Below are 17,134 nucleotides of genomic sequence, written 5' to 3' on the forward strand. Positions count from 1 at the left end.
ATATGAGCGACCAGGAAAAGGCCGCGAACACCACAACGATGTGCTGTCGTCTTACGCAGCCTGGACCAAAAATCGGAGTTGGACCCATGACTATCATCGACAAAGACCCTGTTTCGGCGCCCGCCGCACTGAGTAAGGACCGCGGGCCCAGCGTGAACTGGCGCGTCTTCATCAGCGCTTCAGTCATCATCATAGCCTTCTCACTCTGGGCGATGCTGATGCCCACCAATGCGGAGAACACCATGACTACGGTGACGGGCTGGGTCGCCCAGAACCTCGGCTGGTTTTACGTCCTCACCGTCACTGTCGTGATTGGTTTTGTCCTGTGGGTGGCCTTGTCGAAGGTCGGCTCTGTCCGGATGGGCCCGGATCACTCCCGTCCACAATACAAGCTCTTCACTTGGGTGGCCCAGCTGTTCGCCGCCGGTGTGGGAATCGACATGCTGTTCTACTCTGTGACCGGACCGATCACCCAGTACATTCATCCCCCTGAGGGGTCAGGACAAACCGCGGCCGCAGCCCAGGATGCCGTCGTGTGGACCATGTTCCACTATGGGGTGGCCGGCTGGTCCATGTATGCACTCCTCGGCATGGCAATGGGGTATTTTGCCTACCGATATGGCATGCCGCTGTCGATTCGTTCCGCGCTGTATCCCTTGCTGGGCAAACGCGTCCGCGGCGGCGTCGGCGACGCGATTGATGTGGTCACCCTGGTGGGCACTGTTTTCGGCGTGGCCACGGCCATGGGGATCGGCGTGGTGCTGCTGGACGTCGGCTTCTCGATTATTTTTGGTCTGCCATCAGGCCTGGCCCTGCAGATCGCGCTCGTGGTGGTCGCCGTCGTACTGACCATCGCCTCGTGTACCTCCGGCGTCGACAAGGGAATCCGCTGGATCGCGGAGCTGAACATCTGGGTCGCTGCAGCCCTGCTGCTGTACATCCTCGTGACCGGCCAGACGTCGTTCCTGCTCAATGCCCTGGTGGAGAACATCGGCCGCTTTGCAGTCACACTGCCCGGCCGCACGCTGGAAACCTTCGCCTACGTTCCGGGCGGTTCAACCTGGATGGCCGGCTGGACCTTGTTCTTCTGGGCCTTCTGGCTTGCCTGGGGGCCGTTCGTGGGCCTGTTCCTGGCACGTATCTCCCGTGGGCGGACGCTCCGCGAGTTCGTCATCGCGGCCATCACTGCCCCCGTGCTGTGCGACTTCCTGGTCGTGAGCATCTTCGGCAACAGTGCCATGCACCAGGTTTTGAGCGGCAACATGAAGTTCGCCGAACTGGCCATCGACAGCCCGGAACGCGGCTGGTACGCGCTGCTCGGGATGTTCCCCGGAGCCTCCTTCCTGATCGGCTTGGGTACGCTGTCCGGCATGCTGTTTTATCTCACCAGCGCCAACTCCGGCGCAATGATGATGTCCAATTTCTCCTCCACCATCAAGGATCCCTCGCAGGACGGGGCCAAATGGCTGCGAATCTTCTGGGCCGTGCTCACCGCGATGCTGACCATCGCGATGCTGGTGGCAGGCGGGGTGACCACCATGGAGCATGCCACGCTGGTCTTCGCCCTGCCGGTGACCATCATCGCCTGGCTGGTGATGGCTTCCTTCGCGAAGGCGCTGCGGACGGAACGGGCTCAACGCATGGGCCGGGAACTGCGCCGGCAGGCGAAGGGCATGCACGGCGGCAGCGGGCCGGAACGCACCTGGCGGCAACGGCTGACGGGGATCCGGTCCTATCCCTCGAAAGAGGATCTTGCCCAGTTCTTGGATCACACCGTGAAGCCGGCCTTGGCTGAACTGGCGGAGGAATTCACTAAACAGGGACACCAGGCCACCTTGGACGTTGCGCCGAACGAAATCACCGGCATCTCCAGTTACGCACTTGTGGTTGCCATTCCGGACCATCGGGATTTTCTCTACCGGGTCGAAGCCGTCGAAGCTCCGGTGCCGAGTTTCGGTGGCCGTACCTTCCACGAAATGGAGGTTTACTACCGCGCGGAAGTCTTTGACCAGACCGGCTCCGAGGGCTACGACCTCATGGGCCTTGCCCGTCAGCAAGTGATCGACGACGTCCTGGTTCGATACGAGGGACACCTGAGCTTCCTGAGCTACGTCGGCAGGGAACCTGCCTGACTGCGACCGCGCCGACACCGCCGCTGCCTCCACAACAGGCTCCATCGATTAGACGGGCCAGGCGGTTGATTGCGACGGTGCGGACCGGGTGCCACGGGCGAAACCTGCCAGGGCTGAGGCAGCAACCCTCCGCCGGATCCAAACGTCAACGCACTCATGGATACCCGGAATCCGCAATCCAAAGGCGAACGCATCCAGCTCTCCGCTAAGCGGCCATCCCCGGCAGTAATGGCCTGTTGCCCGGCCGCGAGGCCGGGCAACAGGCCATTAAGTACACGTAGGCGGACTGCTTAATCTGCAAGCACAGAGAAGACAGCCCCGCGGCAGTGCCCTGAGCGGCGTCCTGCGCCGGGCACCACGGCCCAACCAATAGTCTTATTGTATGGAGGTGGCCCGGCCGGGGCCCAAGCCAATGGAAAGACTGGAGTGTGTTTCATGCGGGTATCCGCAGAAGAAAGAAAAGAACAGCTGATTTCAGCGACAGTTGAAATCATGCGCCGTGAAGGTGTCCAGTCGGTGACCATACGGGCCATAGCCAAAGAGGCCAACGCCCCCTTGGCCACAGCCCATTATTGCTTTGATAATAAGGAAGAGCTCATGGAGGCGGCAGCCGAGGCCTGGTTTAAGAACCTGCGCCGCTTTTCCAGCGACGCCCCGGAGCATTTGGGCTTGCGTAAGGCTGTGGAACAGGTCGCCGAAGGCTATTGGCGCGCCCTGGAGGAAGAACCTGCAAGCATACTTGCTGAGATCGAACTCATTTTGTGGGCCACACGAAATACCGCTGGCAGCCCCCTGGCCGCGAAGATTTATCCGGCATATGAAGTCGAGCTGGGAAAATTATTCTCCACTGCGGCCGAAAACAGCGATGAGGACTGCCTCATCGGGTTCGATACCTTGGTGAGGTGCTTTCTTATGGTCTTCGACGGGGCGGCCATTCAATTCATGACCGCCCCGGAGGCAATTGACCACCGGACCCAGTTCTTCCTGATGGTAGACGCACTTCTCATCAAGGCCGGCGTTTAGGCTCCCCCATCAGCCGTGCTGCCTCACCGCCAGTCCAGAACGCTGATTCGGAACCCCCCTGGCAGGCGGGCGGAATTTCTCACCTAATTTACTTGATGGTCTTCCCGGCGGAGCCGAGCTGCTGCGCGGCTTCCACCACGCGGGCGGCCAGGCCCTTTTCGGCCGCGGCCCCCCAGACGCGGGGATCGTAGGTCTTCTTGTTGCCGACGTCGCCATCCACCTTCAGGACGCCGTCGTAGTTGGCGAACATGTGCCCGGCCACGGGGCGGGTGTACGCGTACTGGGTGTCCGTGTCGATGTTCATCTTGATGACACCGTAGGAAACGGCGTCAGCGATTTCCTGCGCGGAGGAGCCCGAGCCGCCGTGGAACACGAGGTCGAACGGGTTTTCCTTGCCGATCTTGGCACCGACGGCGGCCTGGATCTCCTTGAGGATCTTCGGGCGCAGCTTGACATTGCCGGGCTTGTACACGCCGTGCACGTTGCCGAACGTCAGGGCCGTGATGTAGCGGCCGTGCTCGCCGGAGCCCAGCGCCTCGACCGTGGCCAAGCCATCCGCCACCGTGGAGTAGAGCTTGTCGTTGATGGCGTTCTCCACACCGTCCTCCTCGCCGCCGACGGCGCCGATCTCCACTTCGAGGATGATGTGGGCCGCGGAGGTGCGGGCCAGCAGCTCGCGGCCGATCCGCAGGTTCTCCTGAAGGGTCTCGGCGGAGCCGTCCCACATGTGGGAGTTGAAGATCGGATCGCGGCCGGCCTTGACCTCGGCCTCGGAAGCCGCCAGCAGCGGCAGCACGAAGCCGTCCAGCTTGTCCTGGGGGCAGTGGTCGGTGTGCAGGGCCACGTTGACGGGGTACTTCTTGGCCACTTCCCGGGCGAACGCGGCGAAGCCCAGGGACCCGGCCACCATGTCCTTCACGCCGGCGCCGGACCAGTACGCCGCGCCGCCGGTGGATACCTGGATGATGCCGTCGGTGCCGGCATCGGCGAAGCCCTGGAGCGTTGCGTTGAGCGTCTGCGAGGACGTCACGTTGACCGCGGGGTAGGCAAATCCGCCACCCTTGGCGCGGTCGATCATTTCGGCATACTTCTCCGGCGTTGCAATGGGCATGAAAAGCTCCTTAGCTTCGGTTTCGTTTTTGGTTCGTTCCCTGCTGGTCAGGGCAATTTTCGCCCTCCGTTCGGTTTTAGCCGAACAGGAACGCTGCTTCGTCGTAGCGTTGGCTGGGGACCAGCTTTGGCCTGTGGGTGGCTTCCTTGATACTCACCGAGATGATGTCTGTCCCCCGCAGGGCGACCATGGCACCCCAGCGCTCTTGCATTGCCAGGTCGACCGCTGCCATGCCCAGGCGGGTGGCCAAGACGCGGTCGTAGGCGCTGGGAACGCCTCCGCGCTGTGCGAATCCAAGCGTTGTGGCGCGGGATTCAATGCCAGTGTGGGCCTCGATCATCGGTGCGAGAATGTCTGCTATTCCGCCAAGTCGGGGTCGCTCGAATGCGTCGAGCCCTTTATGGGAGTGGGCTTCGGCCATGCCTTCGAGCACAAATCCTTCCGCGACAACAATGACGGGAGCTCGTCCCCGGTGCCGGACCGAATTGACCCATTCGCATATCTGGGCGATAGAGCGCGACTGCTCGGGAATCAGGATTGCGTGCGCACCGGCAGCCATGCCGGAATGAAGCGCGATCCAGCCTGCGTTGCGGCCCATGACTTCAACGACCATGCAGCGCTGGTGGGATTCCGCGGTTGTGCGGATACGGTCCACGGCTTCGGTCGCGATTTCTACGGCGGTATTGAAACCAAATGAATAGTCAGTCGCCGCGAGGTCATTGTCAATTGTTTTGGGCACACCCACCACGGGCAATCCAGCCTCCGCGAGTCTCCCGGCAGCCGTGAGGGTCCCCTCTCCCCCGACGGCGAGGATCGCGTCGATACGGTGCTCTTTGATCACGCGTGAGATATTCTCCGGGCCCCCGCCAGGTCCCTCGAATGGGTTGGTTCGGGATGAACCAAGGATGGTGCCGCCCTGCTTGGAGAGGCCCCGAACACTTGCACGGTCAAGCTGCATGAGATCGTCGTTGACGAGTCCTCGCCAACCGTACTTAAATCCCACGCACTCGTTGCCTGGGACGCGGCTGCTCTTGAGTACAGCACCCCGGATAACAGCGTTGAGCCCCGGGCAATCGCCGCCAGAAGTGAGAATTCCAATCTTCATCTGATTCCTTGCGTCTCTGGGTGAAGAGAATGGCGGGGGTGGCGCCCTGATCCGCCGGGCCTCAACCCGTTTCCATTTTGACGAATCCTTGCCAAACCATTGAGTGAGCCGCGAGGCTAGTCGGCTACCTTGCCGGTGGCCTCATACGCGGCGATCTTGCCGATCCGGCGCACGTGGCGCTCGGCGTTGCTGAACGGTTCGGCCAGGAACGCCTCGATCAACGCCGTGGCCTCCTCGACCGAGTGCTGGCGCCCGCCTACGGCCACCAGGTTGGCGTCGTTGTGCTCGCGGGCCAGCTTGGCGGTGTCCAGGTTCCAGGCGAGTGCCGCCCGGGCGCCTTTGACCTTGTTCGCGGAGATCTGCTCGCCGTTGCCCGAGCCGCCCAGCACAATGCCCAGCGCGTCCACGCCGGCGGCCTGGTCGGCCACGACCGCGAGGGCGGCGTTGATGCAGAAGGAGGGGTAGTCGTCCTCGGCGTCGTAGGCGCTGGGTCCGTAGTCCACCATCTCGTAGCCCTTGGCGGTCAGTGCGGTGATGAGGTGGGAGCTGAGCTCCATGCCGGCGTGGTCGGTTGCGATGTGAACGCGCATGTGGGGTCCTTCAAACTTGTTGGGGTGCGGAGTTGCGGGGTGGGTTATGGCTCAGCGGAAGGCGAGTTGGCCTTTGGCGCGCAGCGACTCGATGGCGGCCTCGGGCGAGGGCCGGCCGTAGACGGCCGAGCCGGCAACGAAGACGTTCGCGCCGGCCTCAGCGGCGCGGGTGATGGTTTCCTCCGTGATGCCGCCGTCGACCTGGATGGCCACGTTCGCCCCGGAGCCCTCCACGGCGGCGCGCGCCCGGCGGATCTTGGGCAGCGTCACATCCAGAAAGGACTGGCCGCCGAAGCCCGGCTCCACCGTCATGATCAGCAGCATGTCCAGCTCGGTGAGCATGTCCAGGTACGGCTCCACGGGGGTGGCGGGACGAAGCGCCATGCCTGCCCTCGCACCCCGGGCGCGCAGCTCCCTGGCCAGCTTGATGGGGGCATTGGCGGCCTCGACGTGGAACGTGACGGAGGCCAGGCCGGCGTCGGCGTACAACGGCGCCCAGCGGTCGGCGTCGGCAATCATCAGGTGCGCGTCCAACGGCACGGGACTGACCTTTTGAAGCCGCTCGACGACGGGCAGGCCTATCGTCAGGTTGGGCACGAAGTGGTTGTCCATGACGTCCACGTGCACGGCGTCGGCGTTGGCGATGCGGGCCAGTTCCACCTCAAGGTTGGCGAAGTCGGCCGAGAGGATGCTGGGATTGATGCAGCACTGCAGGGGTGACGTGGGCATGGTATCTGTCTTTCGGTAGTGATCGGGGTTTCTGGACCAGTGCCAGTGGCCTGGTCCTGGAGAAGGCGGGGACCGTCCGTGCCGCACGGGTTGATGCGGCCATTTCCTTGGCCGGGGCCGCTTCCGGGGCTCAATGCCGCCGGGCTGAGGAAGATCATTGGGCTCTTCCTCAGCCCGGGCTGGTGGCGGACGTGGTGGCGGGATTACACAGGGCTTGGTCCTCCGCGAAAATCCCGGCGCCATCCCCTGAGGCATTTGCCCTCCAGCTTTTCGAATGCCGGTTCAAAGCATGGGTAGCCAATGTCGCTGAGAGTGCTCAGTGCGTCAGGCTGGCCTTCCGTACGGTGTGGAGAGCGGCCTCGACGTCGGCCAGGAGTTCCTTCCAGCTTGCGACGAATTTCTCCAGGCCTTCGGATTCCAGAAGGGCAACGACCTCGTTGTAGGAGACGCCGAGGCCTTCGAGGGCCCTGAGCACTGTACTTGACTGATCGTAGGTGCCGGTGATGGTGTCACCGATGACGACACCGTGGTCAAAGGTGGCGTCCAGGGTCTTCTCCGGCATCGTGTTGACGACGTCGGCGGCGACAAGCCCTGTGACGTAAAGGGTGTCAGGATAGGCGGTGTCCTTGACGCCCGTGGAGGCCCACAGGGGCCGCTGCGGGAGCGCGCCGGCCTCCTTCAGGACTGCCCAGCGTTCGGTGGAGAAGAGCTCTTCATAGACTTGGTAAGCGAGCCGGGCATTGGCAACGCCTGCCTTGCCTTTAAGCGCCTTGGCTTCCTGAGTGCCGATGGCGTCCAGGCGCTTGTCGATCTCTGAGTCAACGCGTGAGACGAAGAATGACGCCACCGAGTGGATCTTGGAGAGGTCGTGGCCGTTTTGCTTGGCAATTTTCATACCAGCTTGGAAGGCGTTGATGACCGCACGGTAGCGTTCCAAGGAGAAGATCAAGGTCACGTTGACGCTGATGCCTTCAGCCAAGGTTGCCGTGATCGCCGCGAGCCCTTCAAGCGTTGCGGGGATCTTAATAAGGACGTTGTCCTTATTAACCGCCTTATAGAGCTGCTTGGCTTCGGCGATCGTGCCGTCGGTGTCCCATGCAAGGCGGGGGTCCACCTCGATGGAGACACGGCCATCTACGCCTTTGGTGGCGGCGGCAACGGGAGCGAAAAGGTCACACGCGTCGGCGACGTCGGTGGTGGTGATCTGGAAGATCGTCTCATCGAGGCCGGCGCCTTGTGCGGCCAGTTCAGCGATCTTTCCGTCGTAGTCCGTGCCGGAGGTGATCGCGGCCTGGAAAATGGACGGGTTGGTGGTCACGCCGACGACGTTTTTTTCCTCGATGAGCCTCTGCAGGCTGCCGCTGGAGAGCCGTTCGCGGGAAAGATCGTCCAACCAGATGGACACACCGGCGGCCGAAAGGTCTGCGGTGGGAGTTGCGTTGGTCATGGATTCTTCTTCTTCCTTCAAAAAAGTGGATGGTTGGCAGCTTGCAGCCGGTGCCGCGTGACGTCCGTGGGGGCCTCCGGCGGCGCCGGCTGCAGAGCAGTATTTGTGAGGTTAGTTCACGGCTGCCGCGAGGGATTCTTTGGCTGCGGCCGCGACGGCCTCGGTGGTGATGCCGAATTCCTGGAACAGGCGCTGGTAATCCGCGGACGCGCCGAAGTGCTCCAGCGAGACGGACCGGCCGGCGTCGCCGACAAATTCCTTCCAGCCCAGCGCCAGACCGGCCTCGACGGAGACGCGGGCCTTGACGGCTTCGGGGAGCACGGATTCGCGGTATTCGGCGGGCTGGGCGTGGAACCACTCCACCGACGGCATGGAGACCACGCGGGCGGCAATACCGTCGCCGGCGAGCACCTCGCGGGCCTCCACGGCCAGCTGGACCTCAGAGCCGGTGGCGACCAGGATGACGTCGGCGGTGACCACGGCGCCATCGCGCACTGCCTCGGCCAGCACGTAGCCGCCCTTGGCAACGCCGGCGGCCGAACCGAACTCGGTGGCCGTCGCCGCACCGGTGCCGCGGGCAAACGTGGGGACGTTTTGGCGGGTTAGCACGATTCCCGCCGGGTGGTCTGTGGTTTCCAGGATCTTCTTCCAGGCGGCGGAGACCTCGTTGGCGTCGCCCGGGCGGACCACGTCCAGGCCCGGGATGGCGCGCAGGGTGGCGAGCTGCTCCACGGGCTGGTGGGTGGGGCCGTCCTCGCCCAGGCCGATGGAGTCGTGGGACCACACGTAGATGGACGGGACGCCCATCAACGCGGAGAGGCGGATGGCAGGGCGCTGGTAGTCGCTGAAGATCAGGAAGGTGCCCGAGAACGCCCGGGTGGGCCCGCCCAGGTGGATGCCGTTCACGATCGAGGCCGCGGCGTGCTCGCGGATGCCGAAGTGCAGCACCCGCCCGTACGGGCCCCCGGACCAGGTGCCGGTCTGCTTGGAGGCCGGGACGAACGAGCCATACCCGTCGATGGTGGTGTTGTTGGACCCGGCGAGGTCGCAGGAGCCGCCCCAGAGCTCGGGCAGCACCCCGCCGATCCCGTTGAGGACCTTGCCGGAGGCCGCACGGGTGGAGACGTCCTTGCCGGCCTCAAACACCGGGAGGTTGCTTTCCCAGCCGGCCGGGAGCTTCTTGCTTTCGATGCGCTCGAGCAGGGCGGCGTTCTCCGGGTTGGCGGACTTCCAGGCGTCGAAGCCGGCAGTCCACTCCTTGCGGGCCGCGGCGCCGCGCTCGGCGACCTTGCGGGCATGGGCCAGGACGGAGGGGTCGACGTCGAAACTCTTCTCGGGGTCAAAGCCGAGCACTGTCTTCAGGGCGGCCACCTCGGCGACACCGAGGGCCGAGCCGTGGATGGCGCCGGTGTTCTGCTTCTTCGGCGACGGGTAGCCGATGACGGTGCGCAGTGAGATGATCGAGGGCTTGGACGTCTCGGCCTTCGCAACAGCCAGGGCGGTGTGGAGTTCCTGTACGTCTTCGACATATTCGCCGGTCTCGGTCCAGTCCACGCGCTGGACGTGCCAGCCGTAGGCCTCGTAGCGCTTGAGCACATCTTCAGTGAAGGCGATGTCGGTGTCGTCCTCAATGGAGATGTGGTTCTCGTCATAGACCACCACGAGGTTGCCCAGTTCCTGGTGGCCGGCCAGCGAGGAGGCCTCGCCGGTCACGCCTTCCTGGATGTCGCCGTCGGAGGCAATGACCCAGACGGTGTGGTCAAAGGGGCTGGTGCCGGAGGCGGCGTCGGGGTCCATGAGCCCGCGCATGCGGCGTTGGGAGTAGGCGAAGCCGACCGCGGAGGCCAGACCCTGGCCCAGCGGGCCCGTGGTGATTTCCACGCCCTTGGTGTGCTTGTATTCCGGGTGGCCCGGTGTCAGCGAGCCCCAGGTGCGCAGGGCTTCCAGGTCGGTGAGATCCAGGCCGTAGCCGGAGAGGAAGAGCTGGATGTAGAGGGTCAGCGAGCTGTGGCCCGGTGAGAGGATGAACCGGTCGCGGCCGGTCCAGTCGGGGTTCTTCGGGTCGTGGCGCATGACCTTCTGGAACAGGAGGTACGCTGCCGGGGCCAGGGACATGGCCGTACCCGGGTGCCCGTTGCCCACCTTCTCAACGGCGTCCGCAGCCAAAACGCGCGCGGTGTCCACTGCACGCTGGTCCTCGGACGTCCAGGAAAATGTTGCTGACTCAGCACTGAACACTGAATCTGTTGTGTTGGACAAGATGTCAACTGCATTTGCTGTCGGATTCACGGAATGATCCCCTTCGATACGGTCTTCGGCCGGTGGTGGCCGAACGGATGTTTTCTGGTTGATATTCATCATCGCGAATCCAACGGGTAGGAGTAACACTGTTTTCTGACGGTTCCGCCTACACTTTAGGGTTGGGTGACGGTTCATGGCCCGGTAGACTGTGCCTATGAGTGCAGTCACCGACCAGTCCCCGACAGAATCCACAGAGCCTCTTCCGGACCTGCCGTGGCCGCTTTTGCTGACCGTGGCAGCATTGGCCGATTCCCCCTTGACACAGATCGCGGAGCTGCTGCGTGATGCCACGCTCCCCTATCTGGCAAGCAGCGCGCTGGTCATCTTCACCGAAGACTGCACGGGGCGGCCCCAGAAGAAGTCGGGTGAGGAAACGATCATTTCCCGGGTTTCCATCGCCGAGCTTGACACGCTTCGCACTTCCCTTTCGGATGAGGCGCCCTGGTTCGGGGACGCCGAGCTCGCTGGCCAGCTACGCCCCGTGCTCGCCCTTAAACACGCCTCCAGCCAAGCCATTCTCGTCCTCACGGATCCTCGCCCGACTGTTTCAGGGCACGACGCCGGGCTGGACTTGGTGAAGTATCTGTGGCGCATTGCTGCCCGGCGGATCCAAGAGAAGGTGGCCGATGCGCCGCCGTCGTACCTGCTGGAATCGCGGGCGGCCTCTGCTGAACGGATCCGGGTGACGGCGGAACTGACCGACCTGCACTCCACGACCTTGGAGACACTTCTGGCAGCCCTGCGTTCATCCTCCTTGGAGGATGCAGCAGCCCGCACTACCGTCACGGACCTCGCTGCCAAGGCATTGGTGGGGCTGCGCACGCTCAGCGACCGCACGAGTGACCTGGTGAAAGAACCCGTCGCCACAGCCTTCGAACGTCTGCGGGAGGACCTGCGGCCGCTGACTCGCTTCAGCGGCATTGAGGTCGAGTTCATCGAACCACCGCTCAATGGAAGGGACCTGCCCGGCGAAGTGGCCCACGCGGCACGGGCCATCGTCCGCGGACTGCTGCTGGCCATGATGGAACAACCCAAAGTCAGCAGGGTGCGGACGCAGTGGGACTGCGACGGCGAAAACCTGCTGATCAACGTGCGCGACGACGGCGGCGGCGCACTCGCCCCCGACGCGCCGAGCATCGGTCGCCTGGATCGCCGTGTACAGGCCCTCGCCGGAAACCTGCAGATCGATGTAATGCCAGGCTGGGGGGCGGACGTTTTCGTCACGCTCCCCCTGGACCCGCCGGCACGCCCGGCCGGGGACGTCGCCGGATGGAAACTTGCCCCCCGAGAACTCGAAGTGCTGCAATATCTTGTCGCCGGGCAACGCAACCGCACCATCGCCTCAACTCTGGGAATCAGCGAGAATACTGTGAAGTTTCATGTACGGAACCTGTTCAAAAAGCTCGACGTCGGCTCCCGCACCGAGGCCATCGCACTGGCAAACAGCCACGGGCTCCGCTGACGGCGTAACGGCCTGGCGACCCCAAGCGAAGGCCATGAGCCCGCAACCGAAGATAGTCGGCCCCTGAGGGTGGCTGCCGTCCGCTTGTCAACTTCCTGGGCTGCGCCTAATGTCGGCACGGGGTGTAGCCGGAGTCCATGCCTTTGACGCCGGCCCCGGCCGCTATGCACGGAACGAAACCGGTGTTGGGTTACCGGCGCATCCAACTGAAGTTAGGTCGGCCCAGTTTTAGGTCAAAGTTGGTGCCCGGATGCCGTGAACGATACCAGGTCATGGCACTTTTGGCAGCAAGTTCTGCGCAGCGCCTTCAGGGTGGCATGGAGAAAGGTCAAGCACCGCATGATGGTCGCCCTGGGCAAGAATCATCGCGAACACCCTGGACGCAAACGCGAGAAAACAGTCAGAAACCCGCCAGACAAGCTCAGGATGGTTCCCGGAAACCCGGAGATGTTCCTGCCCCAACTTGCGTAAACTCACATTAAACGTGTGATGTCTCGGCACATCGGTGACAGTTCTGCCTCAGGACAGTGGTGACACTCGATGTCTCATCACATCGGTGACACTTCGCTGGGGTGGGTCTTTTTGCGGAAGCGGGTGAGGGACCTGCTGATCCCGACGTATCCGGTGTCCTCCGGTGTCCTCCGGTGGCCAGGCGTATACTGCGATAATTTCCCCGTCGGTGTTGGCAAATACGATGCCGTGGGTGTCCCAGGCAGCGATAACGACGCGTGCGGCCATTCGCTTTGTCAGGGAGAACAGGGTCTTGCCGATCTTGACGACGCCGTTGGAATAGACCTGCAGCTTCTGGCTTCCGGTATCTGCCGGGTGGGCGATGGTGCCGCTGAGCCTGCCGAATACGCTGGTCTCGAGTGTGATTTCTGATTCAGGGCCGGTGGCGGTGCCGTGGCCCGGTGCTTCCGTGGCGGGGTCCTTCACGGAGTCGGGAACACTCACCTTCACTGATGCATTGTCGTTGACGTCCGGGAGGACCGGGATCGGGCTTGGCCTGGGTTCCTCGGCAACAGCTGTCGCATCCCACGACTGCTGGGGAGTGATGCGTCCGGGTAGTCCCTGGTGCGGGCGTTCGGTGTTGTAGATCAGGTCGAACCGGTCCACCAGGGCCTGCAGCTCCGCGTGGGATTGGGCCATGGGCTGCTTGTCCAGCCAGCGAAACAAGGTCTGATGAAACCGCTCGTTCTTTCCCTGGGTGGTCGGTTTGTACGGCTTGCCGGTGATCGCCTTGACCCCGAGCGAGCTCACGTAGGCGACCAGTTGCCCTTCGACTCCGCCGCGAGGGATTTAGCGCCGCACCGTTGTCGGTGAGAAGTCTCTGTGGCACCCCGTGGGCCTCGATGCCCTTCTTGACGACCGCTATGGCTGCCTCACTGGTTTCGCCGGTGGCCACGTGGGAGGCGACAGCGAGGCGCGAATGGTCATCCTGCAGCTGGAAGATCACGCACTTGCGTCCCCCGGCGAGCACGTACTCGGTCGCGTCCAGCTGCCAGCAGGCATTCGGTGCCGGATAGACGAACCTGCGGTACGAGGCCCGGGGCTTCTTCGCCGGCTCCGACCGGGCCACGTTCTTCTCCCGAAAGATCCGCGCCAACGAGGCCACGGACGGGGCCCGCATCCCCAAGGACACCATCTTGTCGTGAACGCTGATCGGCCCATGGTCCAACCCGGAGGATTCCAGTGCCGCACGAACCTGCAGCGCCTCCTGCTTACGGCCCTCGGTGAGTCTCGTAGGAGAGGTCTTCGGCCGGCGTGAACGCGGTTCCAGGGCCGCAGCCTGGCCCTCCTCCCGTGCCCTGGCCCGGATCGCGTAGAACGTCTTACGGGTGATTTCATGCTCACTGCAAAACGTGGTGACAGCACCGCGCGGTGCATCATCGGGCCACTGGGCGATGGCGAGGCGGACACGGGCATTGACAGGCTCATTCTTCTTCACCCGTCATTCTTTGCCACCGCCTGGGAATGGCCAAAACCCTGCTAACGCCACCGGGAAGTGTCACCAGCAAAACCCGCCGAACTGTCACCGATGTGTTGAGGCAGAACTGTCACCGATGTCCTGCGACATAACAACTCACATTAAACGGCGATCAGTGCCAAATTATCCCAATCCCGTCGTGGCTCCACACCACGAGCAACTGTCACGTGGCCTTTCTGGTGTTCCTCAAAAGTACAAAGTCCACGAACCGTTTCGCCGAAGACTTCGTCGGGGTCGAGCCGGCGCAGTTCCTCGGCCAGGCAGTCCTGGAGGGTGCGCCGCGGCAGGGAGAGCTGCTGGTCGGGCTGGCCGGGTTGGGTCAGCACGGCGTCGATGGAGCCGGGACGGTGGAGTTCGACGTTGCCGCCGGCGCGTTCCAGCACCACGCGGCGGATGCCGGTGCCGCGGGGGTCTTCCGTCACGGTGATGGGCACTTGGAGGGCACGGTGCAGCCATGCCGCGAGCAGGAGCGTGCTGGGGGAGTCGCTGGCACCTTCCACCTGCAGCCCCGTGATCGGGCCGGTCGAATCCAGCTGGTCCAGGACCGCCGCGAGCTGGATGCGCCAGTTCGTCAGCCGCGTCCAGGCGAGGTCGGTGTCGCCCGCGGCGTAGGTGGCGCCAATGTGCTCCAGCGCCGCGCGCGGCTCCGCCTGCGAGGCCGAGTCGGTGATGCGGCGGTGCGCGATGCGCCCCACCGGGCTCTTGCTCGCGGAATCGGGGGCGTTGTTGGGCCACCAGGCCACGATGGGGGCGTCCGGCAGCAGCAGCGCGGAGACCACGGACTCGCTTTCGGCGGCGAGTTCGCCAAAACCGCGCAGCACGATCACCTCGGAGGCCCCCGCGTCCCCGCCCACGCGGATTTCCCCGTCCAGGCGGGTGGGTTCCTCCGGCGAGCCGGCGGCCAGCACGATGATGCGGCAGGGATGCTCGCGGCTGGCCAGGTTGGCCGCCGCAATGGCTTCCTCCTCCTGCCCGTTTTGGGTGATGACCACCAGGGTCAGGACCCGGCCCAGGGTGACAACGCCGCCCTGTTCGCGCATCTTGACGATCCTTTTGGTGATCTTCGAGGTGGTGGTGTTGGGTAGGTCAACGATCACGGTCGCCGCCACGTCCTTCCGTCTCGCTTCAACAGGTCATCGGCCGAGCCCGGCCCCCAGCTGCCGGGCTCGTAGGCCTCGGGCTGGATGTTTTCAGCCGCCCAGAATTCCTCGAACGGGTCCAGGATCTTCCAGGACAGCTCCACCTCCTGGTGCCTCGGGAACAGCGGCGGCTCGCCCAGCAGGACGTCCAGGATCAGCCGCTCATAGGCCTCGGGGCTGGATTCGGTGAACGCGTGCCCGTAGCCAAAGTCCATCGTCACGTCGCGCACCTCCATCTGCGTCCCGGGGACCTTGGAGCCAAAGCGGATCGTGACGCCCTCGTCGGGCTGGACACGGATCACCACGGCGTTCTGGCCAAAGTCGTCCTCGGCGTGGTCGGTGAACAGCAGGTTGGGGGCCCGCTTGAAGACCACCGCGATCTCCGTCACGCGCCGGCCCAGCCGCTTGCCGGCCCGCAGGTAGAACGGCACCCCCGACCAGCGCCGGGTGTTGATGTCCAGCCGCACCGCCGCGTACGTCTCCGTCGTGGAGTCCGCCGGGATCCCGTCCTCCTGAAGGTAGCCGAGCACCTGCTCCCCGCCCTGCCACCCGCCGGCGAACTGGCCGCGCGCGGAATGGCCGGACAGATCCGCCGGCAGCTTCACGGCCGCGAGGACCTTTTCCTTCTCCGCGCGCAGGTCCTCGGCGTTGAAGGAGATGGGCTCCTCCATGGCCGTGAGCGCCAGCAGCTGCAGGAGATGGTTTTGGATGACGTCGCGGGCCGCGCCCACGCCGTCATAGTAACCGGCACGGCCCCCGGTGCCAATGTCCTCGGCCATGGTGATCTGCACATGGTCCACATAGTTCGCGTTCCACAACGGCTCAAAGAACTGGTTGGCGAAGCGCAGGGCCAGGATGTTCTGGACGGTTTCCTTGCCCAGGTAATGATCGATCCGGAACACCGCGTCCGGCGGGAACACCGATTCAACAATGTCATTGAGCGCCCTGGCCGAGGCGAGGTCGTGGCCAAACGGCTTCTCAATCACCACCCGGCGCCACTCGTCCGCCCCGCCCTGCGCCAGGCCGTGCCCGGAGAGCTGGCGGCACACCTGTTCAAAGGCCTTCGGCGGGATCGAGAGGTAGAACGCGTGGTTGCCCTGCGTGCCGCGCTGCTCATCGAGCTCGGCGAGCGTGGCCTTGAGCCGTTCAAACGCGGCATCGTCGTCGAAGGTGCCCTGCACGAAGCGGATGCCCTCGCTCAGCTGGCTCCAGACGGCCTCGTCAAACGGGGTGCGGCTGTGCGCCTGGACGGAGGCCCGGACCTCCGCGGCGAAGTCCTCACGGTCCCAGTCGCGCCGGGCAAAGCCCACCAGCGCGAAGCTCGGCGGCAGCAGCCCCCGGTTGGCCAGGTCGTACACGGCCGGCATGAGCTTCTTGCGCGCCAGGTCCCCGGTCACCCCGAAGAGCACCAGCGACGACGGGCCCGCCACCCGGGACAGCCTGCGGTCGCGGCTGTCCCGAAGCGGATTCTGTCTGGCCTTCACGCGCGAATCAACGTATGTAACAGACATTTTTGCCTTCTGTTGTTCGACTGCTGTCTGTCAGGCAGTGCGGCCCTAGAGCGACGGTCACGAGAGAGTCCGCTCCCAGGTCTCCCCAAAGGGAACCGTTTCGCTGAGTACGAGCGAGTACCGGGATGGATCATGGCGCGTGGCCAGGATGCCTTCGCACCGTTCAACCATGGCGATCTGCCGGAGCTTGGCCTCTGCATGGTCGAGCAACTCATTAAGTTGACCCGGCTTGGTATTGAGGACTTCCAAACGATCGATGGTCTGACTACGCATGATGAACAGCTTCTTTCACGGGGAATTGCCCCCAAACGCGCCAACCCCCTTATCGCTGGCGTGCGGTGTTTCTAGATGGAATAGAGTGTGACAGGATCCCCTCGGACCAGCAGATGGCGACTACCCATGCCGTCCTCGACGACCCATATGAGTGTGCCGTCGTCGGCGAGGTCATCAACATAAGCCAGGTAGCGGAACGAATCCGTGGACCAAACTTCAACATAGTCCCCGTGCTGAAGCGTAGTCCAAACCCTTACCGGCTCACGTTCGGGGAATACGCACCTTCCCCTCGGTTTTTCCGGTGCTTGTTGGCTCATGTTTTGC

The 17,134-nt window shown here is 63.9% G+C and carries 13 protein-coding genes and 1 pseudogene; 3 read left to right on the forward strand and 11 right to left on the reverse strand.

What is annotated here, in order from left to right:
* Positions 1-86: 86 nt before the first annotated feature.
* A complete protein-coding gene (betT, locus tag DMB86_RS17995; RefSeq protein ID WP_113718987.1) occupies positions 87-2,132 on the forward strand; it encodes a choline BCCT transporter BetT in 2,046 nt (681 codons plus the stop codon).
* Positions 2,133-2,567: 435 nt separating this feature from the next.
* The gene (locus DMB86_RS18000; protein ID WP_113719686.1) at positions 2,568-3,155 is read left to right on the forward strand and encodes a TetR/AcrR family transcriptional regulator; all 588 of its coding nucleotides are present in this window, start codon (positions 2,568-2,570) and stop codon (positions 3,153-3,155) included.
* An 88-nt stretch (positions 3,156-3,243) separates the two neighbouring features.
* On the opposite strand, the gene fbaA is transcribed toward DMB86_RS18000, so the two are convergent.
* The 6 genes from fbaA to tkt all read right to left on the reverse strand — a co-directional run bounded on the left by fbaA (position 3,244) and on the right by tkt (position 10,396).
* Complete coding sequence (fbaA, locus tag DMB86_RS18005; RefSeq protein WP_113718988.1) at positions 3,244-4,266, reverse strand: class II fructose-bisphosphate aldolase; 1,023 nt, start codon at positions 4,264-4,266, stop codon at positions 3,244-3,246.
* Between the two features lie 76 nt (positions 4,267-4,342).
* Positions 4,343-5,371 (reverse strand): 6-phosphofructokinase, encoded by a 1,029-nt coding sequence (locus DMB86_RS18010; protein ID WP_113718989.1) that lies wholly within the window; start codon positions 5,369-5,371, stop codon positions 4,343-4,345.
* Positions 5,372-5,487: 116 nt separating this feature from the next.
* The gene (locus tag DMB86_RS18015; protein WP_113718990.1) at positions 5,488-5,961 is read right to left on the reverse strand and encodes a ribose-5-phosphate isomerase; all 474 of its coding nucleotides are present in this window, start codon (positions 5,959-5,961) and stop codon (positions 5,488-5,490) included.
* A gap of 51 nt (positions 5,962-6,012) precedes the next feature.
* Positions 6,013-6,690 carry a ribulose-phosphate 3-epimerase gene (rpe, locus tag DMB86_RS18020; RefSeq protein WP_113718991.1) on the reverse strand — a complete coding sequence of 226 codons (678 nt, stop codon included), beginning with the start codon at positions 6,688-6,690 and terminating at the stop codon, positions 6,013-6,015.
* 316 nt (positions 6,691-7,006) lie between these two features.
* The gene (tal, locus tag DMB86_RS18025) at positions 7,007-8,137 is read right to left on the reverse strand and encodes a transaldolase (RefSeq protein ID WP_113718992.1); all 1,131 of its coding nucleotides are present in this window, start codon (positions 8,135-8,137) and stop codon (positions 7,007-7,009) included.
* A 111-nt stretch (positions 8,138-8,248) separates the two neighbouring features.
* Positions 8,249-10,396: a transketolase gene (gene tkt / locus DMB86_RS18030; RefSeq protein ID WP_227878482.1), complete on the reverse strand. Its 2,148-nt coding sequence runs from the start codon at positions 10,394-10,396 to the stop codon at positions 8,249-8,251.
* 196 nt (positions 10,397-10,592) lie between these two features.
* On the opposite strand from tkt, the gene DMB86_RS18035 reads away from it, so the two are divergent.
* Entirely contained in the window at positions 10,593-11,900 is a 1,308-nt protein-coding gene (locus DMB86_RS18035) for a helix-turn-helix transcriptional regulator (RefSeq protein WP_113718993.1), read from the forward strand.
* 519 nt (positions 11,901-12,419) lie between these two features.
* Here DMB86_RS18035 and DMB86_RS18040 read toward each other — a convergent pair.
* The 5 genes and pseudogenes from DMB86_RS18040 to DMB86_RS18060 form a co-directional block, all read right to left on the reverse strand.
* Positions 12,420-13,848 (reverse strand): annotated as a pseudogene (locus DMB86_RS18040) (integrase core domain-containing protein).
* Positions 13,849-13,988: 140 nt separating this feature from the next.
* Positions 13,989-14,984 (reverse strand): glucose-6-phosphate dehydrogenase assembly protein OpcA, encoded by a 996-nt coding sequence (locus tag DMB86_RS18045; RefSeq protein WP_113719688.1) that lies wholly within the window; start codon positions 14,982-14,984, stop codon positions 13,989-13,991.
* On the reverse strand, positions 14,981-16,537 hold the full coding sequence (zwf, locus tag DMB86_RS18050; RefSeq protein WP_113718994.1) for a glucose-6-phosphate dehydrogenase: 1,557 nt from the start codon (positions 16,535-16,537) through the stop codon (positions 14,981-14,983). The genes DMB86_RS18045 and zwf overlap by 4 nt, the downstream gene beginning before the upstream one ends.
* A gap of 57 nt (positions 16,538-16,594) precedes the next feature.
* Positions 16,595-16,810, reverse strand: a complete 216-nt coding sequence (locus DMB86_RS20665) for a hypothetical protein (RefSeq protein WP_171814551.1) — start codon at positions 16,808-16,810, stop codon at positions 16,595-16,597.
* A 71-nt stretch (positions 16,811-16,881) separates the two neighbouring features.
* Positions 16,882-17,127: a hypothetical protein gene (locus DMB86_RS18060; RefSeq protein ID WP_129545589.1), complete on the reverse strand. Its 246-nt coding sequence runs from the start codon at positions 17,125-17,127 to the stop codon at positions 16,882-16,884.
* Positions 17,128-17,134: the final 7 nt, after the last annotated feature.

This window comes from Arthrobacter dokdonellae (genome assembly GCF_003268655.1).
In the GTDB taxonomy this organism is placed as follows: domain Bacteria; phylum Actinomycetota; class Actinomycetes; order Actinomycetales; family Micrococcaceae; genus Specibacter; species Specibacter dokdonellae.